Annotated in this window: 5 protein-coding genes; all 5 read right to left on the reverse strand. The window is 44.6% G+C overall.

All coding sequences use genetic code 11. From position 1 onward, the window contains the following. Window positions 1–3: 3 nt before the first annotated feature. Genes ABDW32_RS16665 through ABDW32_RS16685 form a run of 5 tightly spaced genes read right to left on the reverse strand, consistent with a single transcriptional unit; the run spans window position 4 to window position 14,688 of the window. Window positions 4–2,397 carry a nucleotide disphospho-sugar-binding domain-containing protein gene (locus tag ABDW32_RS16665; RefSeq protein ID WP_343564391.1) on the reverse strand — a complete coding sequence of 798 codons (2,394 nt, stop codon included), beginning with the start codon at window positions 2,395–2,397 and terminating at the stop codon, window positions 4–6. Then, on the reverse strand, window positions 2,390–3,172 hold the full coding sequence (locus ABDW32_RS16670) for an alpha/beta hydrolase (protein ID WP_343564394.1): 783 nt from the start codon (window positions 3,170–3,172) through the stop codon (window positions 2,390–2,392). The genes ABDW32_RS16665 and ABDW32_RS16670 overlap by 8 nt, the downstream gene beginning before the upstream one ends. Next, a complete protein-coding gene (locus ABDW32_RS16675) occupies window positions 3,163–3,462 on the reverse strand; it encodes a phosphopantetheine-binding protein (protein ID WP_343564397.1) in 300 nt (99 codons plus the stop codon). Before ABDW32_RS16675 ends, ABDW32_RS16670 begins: the two co-directional genes overlap by 10 nt. After that, window positions 3,450–7,694, reverse strand: coding sequence for a beta-ketoacyl synthase N-terminal-like domain-containing protein (locus ABDW32_RS16680; protein ID WP_343564400.1), 4,245 nt, complete (start codon window positions 7,692–7,694; stop codon window positions 3,450–3,452). The genes ABDW32_RS16675 and ABDW32_RS16680 overlap by 13 nt, the downstream gene beginning before the upstream one ends. A gap of 19 nt (window positions 7,695–7,713) precedes the next feature. After that, window positions 7,714–14,688 carry an SDR family NAD(P)-dependent oxidoreductase gene (locus tag ABDW32_RS16685; RefSeq protein WP_343564403.1) on the reverse strand — a complete coding sequence of 2,325 codons (6,975 nt, stop codon included), beginning with the start codon at window positions 14,686–14,688 and terminating at the stop codon, window positions 7,714–7,716. Window positions 14,689–15,215: the final 527 nt, after the last annotated feature.

The raw sequence follows: 15,215 nt of genomic DNA on the forward strand, positions 1-15,215 counted from the left end.
TGCTTAATCCTGTGCTAAGGTTAAACATTCTTTTTTTACAAAATCTTCCAATAGGGCTACAGCTTTATCGTTGCCACCAGCATTTAGAAAGGTCTTTTGTACCTCTTTGGCGGCATTTCGATAGATCGGGTTTTCCAACAATTCAAACACAGTGTCCCGCAGGGCATCGATACGCATACGTTTGTATCGGATGCTAAGCCCGCAACCCGCCTGCTCAATAAGTTTGGCTGTATGAAAATGATCATAGGCAATCGGCGTAATCAGAATGGGCAACCCATTTGTAAAGGTATCGTTCACCGTATTGAACCCGCCATGGCAGATGACCATGTCCATGTGTGGCATCAGGTCGGATTGTGGGACAAAGCCACTCACAATAAAATTGGAAGGCCATTCTTCAAATATTTCCGGTGGGGTAGCAGCAATAATTGTCACTGGCTGATCGGCAAAGGCCTCAATTAATTTACCGAAAAATGCTTTTCGAATATCCACGAGCAGTGTACCTAAGGATACAAATACTTTTGGAGTAGTGCTGGCCGCCAAACGCTCCCAGTCAAAAGGGGTATTGTTTGGACGACCTTTAACCGGTCCGACGAATTTCATATGTTTCGGTACGGTTTCAAAACCTGCGAATTTTTGCGAGGTAAATATAAGGTTTAGCTGATGGGAGTGTATAAAGATCCCTTCATCATAAATTCCTACTGATTTCTGGAGATCTTTAATCAGATTTTGTTGCCATTCGAATATCTTAGGGGCGCTTTTCTCTGTGTCACCCATAACATCCGGTGGAACAGGCGTTGTTGTCACACAAGGGATTTGGTGTTTATGCGCGAACAGTGCTCCTCCAAAAGTAATACAGTCATTGACGATTACGTCGGGCTGCCATTGGCTAAGAAGACGTTCCAATCCCGGCATCATCATTTTCGCGATGGGGACATAGGTTTCTTCCAGAGCGAGTTTCATGACCTCAGGTCCCGAACAGGAAGGGCCATCATCCTGTCGTTTTAATAGCTGTTGGAGCTCCTCCTGAAAAGGTGCCAGATCCGCTTCAGGATAGATATAACTTCCACCTGCAGGGATATGTTGATCAGCTAATGGCGTTATGCCAAACCACCGGACTTCATGCCCACGGGCAAGGAGGCTTGCGCCTACACTTAACGTTGGGCTGATATGTCCAAAAAATGGTGGAACAACAAAGAGGAACTTAGCTGCTGAAGCGATAGGAGCGGCAGTTTGTTCCAAGAGGTCTGCAGCGGTTTTCGTGCCACCCGCATCGATAAAAGATTGACGTACGGTATGTGCAGCTTCACGATAGGTTGAATTATTCAAGATGGTATCGACACTATCTTTTAAATGATGTGCTTTAAAGCGATTGAAATTCAGTCGTTCGCCGGCACCGGTACGCACTACGCGACCCGCGACATGTGACTGATCGTAAGCGATCGGGATGACCACAAGTGGCAGACCCTGTGAAAGAGTTTCGGAGACGGTATTATGGCCACCATGGCATACAACAGCATCCAGATGTGGTAAAAGATCCAATTGAGGGATTTGTTGATAAACCATGAAGTTTTCAGGCCAGGCATCAAATAGCTTTGGATCTGAAACAACAACGACAGTTAGTTCCTCTCCTGCAAATGCATCGATAACCTTTTGGAAAAATGCTTTCTTATGGTCGTGATCAAAGGTAGTGCCTATGCTGACGAGGATTTTTTTTCGATTACTAGCATGCAGTTTATCCCAGTCAAATACAGCCGATCCCCGACGTTCGGCCAGGACAGGTCCTGTGAACTGATAGTTTGAGCTGAGATCCATTTCGCCAAAAAAATAACGGGAGGTTAAGACTAGCGTAAGTAGATCTGAGCAGTCCAACGGCTTATCACCCACAACCCCGAGTTCCAGCTGTAAGGCAACAATCTGTTTTTCTTCCCACTCGTGTACTTTCGGAAGCTCGCTGACAATTTTGATCGCGGCAGGGGCTGTGACAGTGGTTGCATAGCGGAGCCCAAGTTTCTTTGCCGCAATCGCAGCAGCAAATAATTGATGGTCACCGATGACCAGATCTGGTGTAAATGCCTCCAATAAGGGAAGGATACCTTTATAACAATGTCTATTTAAAGGGATAAGTACATCTTCATAAAGAAATTTGATGCTATCAATACCATAAACGATCTTTTTGGAGATAATATCGAGGTATTGTTCGCTTTCTTTTTTTTCTTCATCCGTCTGGTCATATTGAATGAGCAATAGTTTTCCGCCAGCCGGAAGTTTATCGGTTAAGTTTTTGTCGAGACTGATCCAGGCCACCTCATGTCCTCTTTCCAATAGTTCAGCACCAATGCTCAACGTCGGATTGACATGACCTGTCAGTGGGGGGACAACAAACACAAATTTAGCCATGGTTTTGTAATAAAGGGTTAGATAAAAAATCAACGATAGTTTCAGCTATCTGTGTAGGTTCTTGTATGGGGATATTGTGATCTCCCGGAATGAGTTCAAGTTGAGCGCCAGATATTTTTGTTTGCAGCCATTCCCCCGTTGGTTTACAGTTTGATGTATCTCCATACAACAGTAAGGTGGATGGCGGTAATGTTGCAGTATCCATTTCATGGAGGAAATATTTTTCCTTGATCATATCCGCTTTGATACTCGTCTGGTTGAATAAAAACTCGTAAAGGCGATGGTTTTTTTCAAACTGTCGCTTGCCCATTTTCATGTTTGTGGTATCGGTAAAATTGGTAATATAATGTTCCAAAAACTCTTTACTATATTCGTCGATGATGTTACGCGCTTTTTCATCCTGTGGATCCGGAGCCTCCATCACGACGAGCCGTTCCACACGGTCAGGTACCCGTAAAGCGGTCTTAAGTGCGATAAGTCCACCAAAACTGTAACCCAGCAGATGGACGTTTTGAAGTTGTAGGCTATCCAACAAAGCAATCAGATCGAAAGACATATTCTCAAGATCATAGCCTTCCGATACACGTTCGCTCATGCCATGACTTTTGAGATCATACATGACCACGTGAAAATGTTGCGCCAGGATTGGAGCAATATTAAAATAATAAATAGAGAGGTTGCTGAACATACCGTGGATCAGTACCACGGTTTGTTCAGCACCTTTGTTCAGTTCCTGTATATGAACTTTCCTATTGTTGACCGTAATTATTGGCATTCGTGGATATAATTGATGATCATGCGGAGGTCAAGATTAATCAACTGGTCCAGGTCCATCGAAGATAACCAGCCGGTGAAATCAATCTGCTCACCAAAATGCGCTTTGATTTTCTCTGAAAAAGAAACAATTTCAATACTGTCCATTTCAAGGTCCTTTGTAAAGGAACTTTCTGGTGTGATATCCATCTCTTCTACAAATTCTTCGCCGATAACTTCTGTTATAAAGCCTTTTAATAAAGCGAATAATTCTTCGTGATTCAATTTTGATGTCGTGTTTACAGTGTCCATCCGATAATATAATTTTGGTGTTTGATTGTTTTTATTTCTATTTGATTGATCCAGAGATGATCTCCCTGGATGCGTTCTATTTCATATCTTTTTGGGTTGCCCTGTAGGCCAGTCCCCAGAAATTTTCCGTAAGCTTCTTTCGCTACCCAAAAACGGGTCGTCCATTCGGCCTGTTCTCTGTCTTTTAGCAATTCCATTTCAGCATCGGTAAAGACCAGTGGGTAAAAACCAGCACTACGCTCCTCGATGAGTTCCATGTCAATACCTACAGGTCTGTCTTGACGGGCGATAGCTACGGCATCTTTTCCCTTATGGGCAAGTGATACATGAATATCTTTAGTCGCATCGCCCAGTAGATAAGGTTTACCGACTTCATCCGAGCGGATCTCAAAGGTAATGGGATAGCAGGGGAGGTTTTTCTGACGGTTCAACAGCTGTCGCACAGCATCTTTTACGGCGACACGGCTTACCATCCAACTTTTTCGGCGGTTGGGTAGTAGTCGTTGGTAATGCTGTTTTTCCGTTTGGTTGAAATAACGTTTCAGAATAAAGTCCCAAGAAGCAACCCGGGTGTAGGCTTGGTGAAAGAAGAAAACAGCCGGTGCGATTTCCGTTGACAGACGATTGTGTAATGGCGACATGGAAACATTCCATAGCGCTTCGTCAATTTCCAGTCGTCTATTTTGCCATCCACGGATCGCACACCAAATTTTTCCATTTCGCTTTAATATAATGTTGGCGATGGCAAACTCATCGTTCAGCTCAGTCAACATACAGGTGCATTCAAATATACCGTCCTGATTGTGCATGTCATCGAAAAATTCAATTTCCTTGATCTTCACTGGAAAAGCAATGCGATCTTTGGTCAGCGTAAGCTGCAGCCACAAGCCGAACAATTGTCCCGCATTGTCCAATAGCGAGCCCTTCCCGCCATTACCCTTGATCTTGCCTGTGATCCCTTTTTTACCTACAGCCGTCACCGCCACAATACCTTGATAGGCTGTTCCATGGAACATATGTTTATCATAGATTTCTTCGGAAGTTCGCGTGATAGGTAGCTGCTCACCAATGGAAAGGTCAGCTTCTGCAGCTACAGGATATGCTGTAGATAGTGCTACTTCCGCATTTACAAAATTTTCGATATCCAGATAGGCTAGCTGCGGGCTACGCCATTCACCCTTAACCATTTTTTCAAATGGTTTAGCCACATTCATCCATTGAAATACACTTACGTGCATGATTTTATGGATCTTGGTTGCGGGTTGTTCTGCCAGGGCGATTTCCGCGAGCAACTCAAAGATCATTGTCATAGGTATGACGGGCTCCATATCTGCGACTTCAGGCCATCCCTTTGGCTGTCGCAGCAGACTATGATCAATCAGGTAAGGGTGACTGTCCAAATTGACTTCCAGCATTTTTGCGAAATGTCTTTCTATCGTTTTATCCGGGATTGGCGGGGAAGCAACGGCTGCTGTAATACCAGAGGTAGTTCGGTTTTGAAAGAGTGTCAATACTTCTTCCTGCATCCGGATCATATCGGTGATATTCTCTTGAAAAGCCTGTACCAATGGATGGCTGCCTTTTGCCACGACATCGTCGATGGAGTGCGATTGCCCTGTTTTTACTGATTTTCCTAAATTTTTGACTGCTTCAAAATTGCGGACAATAGGAGATCCCAGTTGTAACTTTATCCCTTTATTTGCTGTTTTTTTTACGTGGTTTGGTAATGCAAGAAAATCCAGCGCTACGGTTTTTCCTTCCACAAACAGTGCTGCAACAACGCGTTGTAACTGCGCAAGCGCCGAGCGTGTCGCTACACTGGAAGCCAGTGTGCTGAATGCTTTTCCTTTTAGGGTATCGTCAATAAAGCCTATCAATCCTCCGGTACCTACTTGAATAAAAAATCGGGCCCCTTCTTCGTATAGTTTTTCCGTCAGCTCGCGGAATCGGACCGGTTCAACAAGGTGTTCGGCACTCAACTGACGGATAGCCTGTTGATCCGAAGGGTAGGGCTTTAATGTCGTTGCTGACCACAAAGGAATTTTGGTTGCCTGAAATTGTACTTTTTCCATGCCCGCTAAAATCAGATCAAGCTTGTCGGCCACAAAAGGCGAGTGAAAACCCGACTGGAAGGGGAGGATCTGATGGAATATCTGTTTTGCCTTCAATAAGGGCACAAGTTCTTCCAAAGCGGCGTTGCTACCACAAAGAATGACCTGATGGGGACAGTTGTCGTTGGAAACATAAATATTGGGGATGTCGGTAATTAAAGGTGTAATTTCCTGGAGCCCTGTTCCAATGGCAATAAATTTGGAATCCTTGAGTTCAAAAGTCTGCGGATTAAGAACATCAATCAGATCCTTGACCGAACTTGCTTCCGCCAGTTCTGCAGAATAGCCCGCCAGCCATTCACCTAAGCTATGCCCGGCATTCATGTCCGGATATATTCCCAGTTTTTTTAGGGAATTATCCAAAATGCTGCAAGAATTAAAAATAGCCAAGGCATCATTCAGCAGTCCTTCACCTTCGGTTTGTATAGGTGCTGATAATCCAAAATAGCGACTGACCGAGTCAATCTCTCCCTTGGCTAAGCCATCTAAACCAGGGAAGACGAAGGCGATCTTACCTCCTTCCTTCAATAATGGGGTCGAGGTATACCAGATGTCCTGTTTGTTGCGCCAGGGTTTATCTTTGGAAACGATTTTGATTGCCTTTTCAATACGCTCTGGGGTAGGGTCAAATAGTGCTAGACGATAATTGCCTTCACCCAGGGTATTGTCGTTATTCCGTAAAGCCGATAATAATTCCGCATGAGTTGGCCGGGCTAGTAATAGCACTGGATCTTTTTTTGGCATATCATAGCCTGTCAAGACCACATGGGCGTTAATACCGCCAAAGCCAAAAGCATTTACTGCGGCCACTTTTGGGAGACCTGTCTTTGACCAGCTTTTTGCTTCATGTACAGGAGCAAATCGTGTTGTTTGCATGTCGGCGGTCGGGTTTTCACAATACAGCGTTGGTGGTAATGTATCATGGTATAGGGCCAGGCAGGTTTTTATCAGTCCCGCGATTCCTGCTGCCGGCATGGCATGACCTATATTGGATTTGACCGAACCGATTCCAGCCACTGGGGCTGCTTCGTCTTTACCGAAAAATTGTGAGAGGGTCTCCAATTCAGTTTTATCCCCTAATGGTGTCCCTGTACCGTGAGCTTCCAGGTAACCGATCTGTTTTTCATCCAGTTCAGCATTGATCCAGGCGTGTTGTAGCGCTCTTAATTGTCCTTTCACAGATGGACTCATAACGCTGGCGCCATGGCCATCGCTGCTCACCCCCACCCCTTTGATGATCGCATAGATTTTATCCTGGTCACGCACAGCATCTTCGAGTCGCTTTAATACAATAAAACCACAGCCTTCACCAATGAGTAAGCCATCGGCATCCATGCTGAAAGGTTTGATTTGCTGTTTGCGCGACAAGGCTCCTAATTGTGTAAAAATGCTCCAAAAGGCAGCATTTTGTCCCGTATGTACTCCACCTGCAATCATGATGTCACTACGGCCACGCTGCAGTTCCTGTACTGCATGGTCTACAGCGATCAGGGCGCTGGCACAAGCAGCATCTACAGTAAAGGCCACACCACCAAGATTGAAGCGGTTGGCCACAAGCGAAGCCACAAGATTAGGGATTAAGCCCATAGCCGTATCAGCAGCAAAGCGCCCCTTGCGTTCCTGGAATGCTTGTTTTACCTTTTCGATATCAGCAGCTGGCACCTGCGGTAAAAGTTCCTGTAAAAGGGAGGAAATCTGTTCGCCAGTACGTACGATTTCTATGGCACGGGTAGCCCCCGGGCCAGTATAATTTCCTTTCCCGATCACAATTCCTGCTTTTTCCAGTGACAGCTGTTTTTGAAATACGCCGGCATCTTCCAGAGCTTTCTGTACGAGATCAAGCGTTAACAGGTGATCGGGCTCGGTTCCCTCAACGGCAAGTGGTAAAATGCCAAATGCCGTTGGATCGAACACATAGTCCTGAATAAACCCACCACGTTTGCAATAAAAGCGATCCACGGTTCCGGGACCATCACTAAAATGGATCGGGTCAATGCGATCGGCTGGAGCAAATTCAGTGGAATCGACCTTATTAATGATATTTTGCCAAAACATATCAGCATCTTGGGCTCCCGGAAAGACACAAGATAAACCAACGATGGCAACATCTGTTTTCTTCATAATCAATAGCTATGACGGTTTACCAATTGTTGCCTGACATAATTAATACTTGGCTTTCCGTACCATATCTGATCTCATTAAGGAAAATTTCCTTCCCTTCTTCCAAAGGAATAAGGGAGATACCTCGGCGTTCGTATTCCGTCTCCAGTGTCTGCGAAACCATTCCGGCACCTTTCCACGGCCCCCAGTTGATCGAAATAACTTTTCCTTTCAGTCGCTTATTCAATACATTGGCATAATCATCCAATACGCTGTTTGCTGCGGCATAATCTGTCTGGCCCTTGTTGCCATAAACAGATGCTATACTGGAGAATAAAACGACAAATTGGCAATCCGAACGTAATTGTTCCGCCAATACACGTAAGGGTTTTACTTTGGTGTCAAAGACGCGTCCGAAAGAACTGGTTGTTTTCTGTTTGAAGAGTTTATCTTCCAGCAGGCCGGCACCATGGATCACACCATCAAGCTGTCCAAACTGTTCATAAATCTGACGGAGCAGGGTTGTTAATGCAGCCTCATCACAGAGATCCAGTGATTCATAAATGACGGTGTTGCCTAAACGTTCCATATCGCGGATAGTCCGTAGGATCTGATTGTTTTTATAGATATGGAGGGTCTCTTTCTCAATTTGTGCTGGTGCATGGAATAGTCCTGATTGAATAAGGTGCGCCCTGATCTGCTCCTTGGAGGTCATTGTTTCCAGCTCTTTCGGGATCGGGGTATCTTTCCTTGGATCTGCCGATCTGCCTACAAGGATGTAGGTACAAGGGTAGGAGGCTGACATATGTTTTACCAACTCGGCGGTAATCCCTTGTCCACCGCCAAGTACAAGGACAACAGATTTTTCATCCAATTGGATGTGCACTTCTTCGCTGCCTGTAGAAAGTGGCGAAGGTATGATATCGACCGTATGCCGCTGATCATTTTTGTAGATAACCTCTACGGTTTTATCAGTCGTCAAGATCTCTTTTAGTGCAATTTCAGCAATTTGATCTGTTTCCTGTGGTGTGCTTAGACTGATCAATCGACAGTTGGTCTGCTCAAACTCACGGGCCAGACTTTTAAACAGGCCTGGGTACCCCTGATAGTGGCGCAATGCATGTGTATCATTTGTTTTTTCCACATGCGCGGGGATATCTGAAATTAAATAGACCCATTTGACCCGGTCCAGATCCATCTTTTTGATCAGGTCAACCTGGTCGATAATATTATGTTTGATGGTTGCTGAATAGGTATCTGTAATGATCAGCCCATCGAAGACGGCGAGATCCTGTTCTGGATTGACCAATTCGGCGATGGCACCATGTTTTTCGAGCATGGTTTTGATGGCCAAGGTATGTTGTCCATGATCTGGAGCAATGGCAAAACGTTTGCCCTGTAAAATTTCTGTTTCTTGTGCTGAGGCTGCATCTGCTGGTGTCAGGTCAAAACGAAGTCTGGACAAGAGCCTCTGCTCAGGAGCTGTTTCACTAACTTCACTGATCCAGGAAGCAAGACCGTTAAGGGTTTTAATCGCTGCTAAGGTTTCCATCAGATCTTCGGCATGTTCGAGATCCTCCCCAAAACCAATTTTGGTCTTCAGTTCAGCAATGATTTCCATCCGTTTGATCGAGTCTATGCTCAAATCCGCTTCCAGGTCCAAATCCAATCCTAACATTTCTTTCGGATAACCGGTTTTTTCACTGACGATATCCAATATTGCTGTTTGTAATTCCGCAAGGGAGAGCGCAGACTGATTTGCCGTTGCAGATGTCGATACTGCTATTTGACCATTTGGCGTGGACAATGCTGTTGGATCACTGAACTCCGTTAACCAGGAAACCAGACCATTTAAAGTTTTGATGGCAGCTAATTGTTCCATGATTGTGTCTTCGTTTGTCTGATCGAATTTCAGTGTTTCGAGCTCGGTGCGCAGTGTTCCTATAATTTCGACCCGTTTGATTGAATCGATGCTGAGATCAGCTTCCAGATCCAAGTCCAAACCCAGCATTTCATGTGGATAGCCAGTCTTGTCGCTTACCACCTGCAACAATAAAGTTTTGATGTCTTTAGTTTTTACAGCTGTTGTGACAGTAGAATTTTCGTTAAGAGCCGGTTGAACGGGAATGTGGGGGGGCTGATCAGCGGTAACATTTGGTGAAGGAGTCGAATAAACCGGCGTTGGGGGTACTTGTGGGTTTTGCCCCAAAAAGGAAAGCATAACATCACGTTGCGCCTGGATCAGCATTTTCATGCTGTTTAAATATTCTTGGAGCATACGCTCAGCAGAAGGTTGTGCTTCTGTCGTTGCAGCTATAGGGTTGTTAAGGTTACTCATTTTGATGGGGCTTATGATGGGCAATGCACCATTGACAGGTAAAGATCCGTTGGTTGGATGTGCAGCCTGTCCGTTGACACGCCAGATCGTAGGCTTTTTCTTATATAAATTTGGTTGATCTAGCTGGATTGGTTGAACCTGACGGCCTTCAAAAAGTTTATCAATCGAAAAATTGCGACCTGTTCCCAAATATTGCGCAAGCATACAGAGGAGATGCGTCAATTTGTTACGGTTGCTATCTTCTACATATAAGGTTAAGTGATCTTGCTCTAAACAAGATTTGGTCAGGCCGGTCAGTACTTTACCAGGCCCTACTTCGATAAATATCCGTGCGCCATCTGCATACATGGCCTGGAGTTCCTCTACAAAGCGGACAGGTTGAACCAAATGTTCCGTCAATCTTGCTTTTATTTCAAAAGCTGAAGTAGGATATAAGCTTGTTGTAGTGTTTGACCAAACTGGTAGTCGCATTTCTTGGAAAGGAACATCCTTTAACACATTGGCGTAAAGTTCCTTTGACTTAGCGACTAAAGGGCTATGGAAAGCACAGGCCACTTCCAGTTTTTTAGCGGAGACTCGTTCCTGTTTTAATAGTTCCATAAGTTTCCCGATAGCTGCTGTGCTGCCGGCGACAACACATTGCGTCGGTGAATTGTAGTTTACGGGATAAACACCTTCCACACGATTGAGGAGTGCCTTCAACTGTTCCGCATTTGCGTTAACAGCAACCATGGTGCCGGGATCGCCATTTTCGACCGAATCCAGGATGGATTGAGCCCGCCTGCTGCTCAGTTCGACTAATCGATCTTCATCAAACACACCAGCGAAACATAATGCTGGTAGTTCACCATAGCTGTGCCCCGCCAGCATATCCGGGACGATACCGAGTGAATGGAGGAATTTGGCCAAAGCCAGGTCAACAATACCCAAAAGTGGTTGTGCCAGATGTGTATCTTTAATGGTTTCTTTTTGTTGTTTTAAAGAGTCAGCATCAAAAGTAGTTGAGGGAAAAAGCACTTTTTCCAGTTCAGGATACTGCGCGATAAGCTTTCGCATTTCGGGGAATATCACAAAGAGATCGCGAGCCATATTGATACGCTGACTTCCTTGTCCTGGAAATAAGAACGCGGTTTTCCCTTCTCGTCTATTGACAATAAAGGTGTCTTTGCTTTCAATACCGGATAACACCAGTTCAATTTTCATCATCAGGTCTTCCGCTGTATCGGCAACGATGCTGAGCTGTATTGTTTTTTCAGATGCAATAGCTAAACTATACGCGATATTTTTTAGCGGGACGCTATCATTAATATCTAAAAGTGCTTTTACCTGGCTCAATTGTCCCTTAGCCTCGTCGTAGCTGTCACCACGGAACACAAATAATTCCGAAGGCCAGGATTGTAAGGTTATAGTGTTATCTTCTTGTGGGTGATTCGCAATAACAGCATGGAAATTCGTTCCGCCAAAACCAAAGGCGCTAATGCCGGCATAGCGTCTTTTTTCTCCCCATAAACCAGTTTCGGCATGGAAAGCGAAAGGACTGGTTAGTTCGTTGTAATAGGCATTAGGTTGTCGGAGGTGAAGTGTCGGTGGTTTTACACCATGAAATACCGCTAAAGAAGCTTTGATAAGGCCCGCCAATCCTGCAGCACATTTTGTGTGGCCGATCTGGGTTTTGACCGAACCTAAATGCGTTTGTGCCGGTAAGGCACCTGAGCGGCTGAATAAATTGGTCAGTGCGCTTAGTTCTGTTTTATCACCAACAACTGTTCCAGTGCCATGGGCTTCAACCAGTCCCACGGCTGCTGCACTGATGCCTGCTTGATTATAAGCGCGTTCCAGTGCGCGTACCTGACCGATTTTTCGGGGAGCAGTAAGGCCCAGGGCTTTACCATCACTTGAGCCGCCCACACCTTTGATGACAGAGTAGATGCGGTCGCCATCGTGTATAGCATCTTCATAGCGTTTGAGCACCAATATCGCTATCCCCTCGCCAAGGGCAATACCGTCGGCATCCCGATCAAATGTAGCACATCGTCCTTTACGTGAGAGCGCATGTGTGCTTGAGAACATCAGATAATCGTTAATTCCATTATGCAGATCTGCTCCACCGGCAAGCACCATATCTGATTTGCCCAGAATAAGTTCTTGACAAGCGAGATCAATCGCTGCGAGTGATGAGGCACAGGCAGCATCTACTGTGAAATTTCGACCGCCAAGATCCAGTCTGTTTGTGATTCGGCCAGCAATAACATTGGCTAGAATGCCGGGGAAAGAATCTTCGGTGGTATGCGGGAATGCTTCTTTCACTTCCTCATGGAGTTCTCCGAATACTTGTTTGTAATATCCTCTAAAGCTATAACTGTTGGCAAGGTCGTTACCACCTTCCGCGCCGATGATTACGGAAATATTTTCACGATTGATTTGTTTTTCGCCATAACCGGCATCTTCCATGGCACGCTTGGCTACCAATAATGTCAACAACTGTGTTGGTTCAATAGCTGCGAGTGACTGCGGTGGAATCCCGAAAGCCAAGGGATCGAAATCAATTTTCGGAATAAAGCCACCCCATTTGGAATGGGAGACATCCGGACCGTCCGAGTCGGGTTTGTAGTATAATTCTTTATTCCAGCGTTCGTCCGGAACTTCGGTTACACTGTCTTTCCCAAGAATAATATTGCGCCAAAATTCTTCAAGATTTTTGGCTCCCGGAAATATACACTCCATCCCGACAATAGCAACATCTAACGGTTTTTCACTGGATAAAGGTTGTTCCGGTAATATTGCTTCCTGAATATATAGTTTATTGTCGATGCCTACATGTTGATGGAGAGAGTCTAGGGAGATTACCTGATCATGCATGGTTGCGATCTGACCGATCATATACATGCCCAGTTCCAGTTGTTCACTTGTGGGAATATTGATCAGTTTATCACCTTGGCGTTCTACGCCTTTTGCTGCGATACGAAGGCGACCAACATTTAATTTTTCAAGTTTTTCCCAGATTGCCTTCTTATCGACACCAGCGGCTAATAATTTGGCTTTTTCTAGGTTGAAGTGTTGCGCAAAAGCCGTATTTAAGCAACGGGTTTCATGTCCTGGCGCTGTCTCCAGGAGAACAGTATCTTTGGCTTGCATCGCCTGTCTTTGAAACTCTTCCTGAATTGCACCTGTACTGACAGCTTCCTGTGTATATAGATATGCCGTTCCCATCAATACACCTATTTTTACACCCCGAGCTGCCAAGGGAGCTGCCATAATGGAAACAAACGCTGTAGAGAATGCATTGTGGATGCCACCGGCAAAAAATATGCTGATCTCTTCCGGATGATCTTCTTTTAAAATGCGTTCAATTTGTTTTTCCCAAAGCACAGTACTTGAAAGAGGACCTACATGGCCACCGCATTCGCGGCCTTCGAAAATGAAATTTTTTGCGCCCTCCTTTAGAAACATGTCGAGCAGGGTAGGAGATGGTACGTGTAGAAATGTTGTTATGCCTGCTTTTTCAAATACCTTAGCCTGTGCTGGTCGACCACCGGCAATCAGTACAACGGGCGGTTTAGCTTCCAGGATATAGGCCGTTTGTTCTTCACGCAATTCCTGTGGCGCAAAGCCTAGGATACCTACGCCCCAAGTTTTTTTGTCAACGAGTTGTTTGGTTTCCATAACCAAGTTTTTGGCTTGTTCACCACCCAGCAGGGATAGGGCAACAAATGGGAGCGCTCCGGCTTCCGCTACGGCATTTGCAAAAGCAGGGACATCGCTGACACGGGTCATGGGCCCCTGTGCGATTGGATAACGCAGGCCAAGTTGTTGTGCCAGTACATTTCCACCGTCTATTGGTTGCAGCGCTTTTGCCTGTTTTAAATGACCGTACATGGCTTCCTTAAATCCGAAAACAAGTTTTTTTAATGTCCTAAAATCTTCGTAAAGATCGATGGCCAAAGAGATATCTTGCCCCATAGGTATATAACTAATTGCTGGATCCAGGCCAGTGAAATAGGATCGGAGTTCGGCTGTATCAACCTGATCCGATAAGGCCGGCGAGTTTGGACGTACCAGTACACGGTGGTTGGCGATGATTTTAGTTTCAGTTCCATTTAGCTTTCCACAGAGCGTTTTGAAGTCCCGTGTAAATGAGCTTTCGGGAAACAGCGCGAGCTGACTGTCCAATACAATTCCAGTAGCACCAAGTGCTTTTGCCGCAGCCGCTGTATGAAGACCTATGCCGCCCTGTATCCAGACAGGGATGGACTGAATTTTATTGATAATCCGTTGGAAGAGTACAAAGGTGGATTCATATCCAACGAGTCCGCCAGCTTCATTCCCTTTTATGATAATTCCTGCAGCTCCTTGTTGCTCTGCTTGCAAGGCCTGTTCAAGGCTACAAACCTGATACACAATAGACGAGTGTTGAGCCGTGGGTACAGGGCTGCCAAAAGGAAGAATGATGACGCTTACTTTCGCTGGGATTTGAAGGGATAGTAATTTATCATTCGGAAAATAAATTCCATAATTAAATAGAGCAGTCTGATCAAGTTGATTCAGTGCTTCCTGAGCATTGGCTAAGTCGTGCCCCAAACTTAATACGGGAAATACACCCGCTTGATGGAGTTTGGGCATCAGATTGGCGTCAGGCTTTTCAAAAGGCGTTAATCCAATAATGGTTAAATTTTTCATGCATTGATGATCTTGAAAATATAATAGCAGGAGATCCCATAACAGAAATCAAAACCGTAGTGGTATTGACGGGGGGGCTGTTATGTTGGAATAAAAGTAATTAATTTCTATTATATTTTTAACAATAAAGGTAATTTGATAATGATTTTTTAACAAAAAAGGAATAAATGCCTGAGTATTATTAACCATGAGGCTACAAATTTGTTTAAATTCAGTCGTAGACCGTTTTTTGGATCTATGATTCAAAAAAAAATAAATATTCATTTTATGTCTGAATAACTAAATGGATAATTTTATCTCAGAAGGCTTTTTTAATTGTGTTTTATCGCAATAGGTTATCATACTTTATTTTTACATTATTTGTATAACCTGCTTTTGAACCATCTGTATAATGGATAAGATTAGCGGCACGTATGGTAACCTACTTCGCTTATTGGTTTATATTTAACTTTTTAGTTAAATATGAATAGCAGCTAATATCTTTCAATAGATCAGGTGATTAGTTTTATTTTTGCATTTTTACTTGC

Origin of the sequence: Sphingobacterium sp. (assembly GCF_039596235.1) — a bacterium.
Classification (GTDB): domain Bacteria; phylum Bacteroidota; class Bacteroidia; order Sphingobacteriales; family Sphingobacteriaceae; genus Sphingobacterium.

Bases quoted from the DNA above. Each gene is read 5' to 3' on its own strand.
- ABDW32_RS16670 (WP_343564394.1), bottom strand. From the start codon at position 3,172: ATGCCAATAATTACGGTCAACAATAGGAAAGTTCATATACAGGAACTG.
- ABDW32_RS16685 (WP_343564403.1), bottom strand. From the start codon at position 14,688: ATGAAAAATTTAACCATTATTGGATTAACGCCTTTTGAAAAGCCTGAC.
- ABDW32_RS16680 (WP_343564400.1), bottom strand. From the start codon at position 7,694: ATGAAGAAAACAGATGTTGCCATCGTTGGTTTATCTTGTGTCTTTCCG.
- ABDW32_RS16675 (WP_343564397.1), bottom strand. From the start codon at position 3,462: ATGGACACTGTAAACACGACATCAAAATTGAATCACGAAGAATTATTC.
- ABDW32_RS16665 (WP_343564391.1), bottom strand. From the start codon at position 2,397: ATGGCTAAATTTGTGTTTGTTGTCCCCCCACTGACAGGTCATGTCAAT.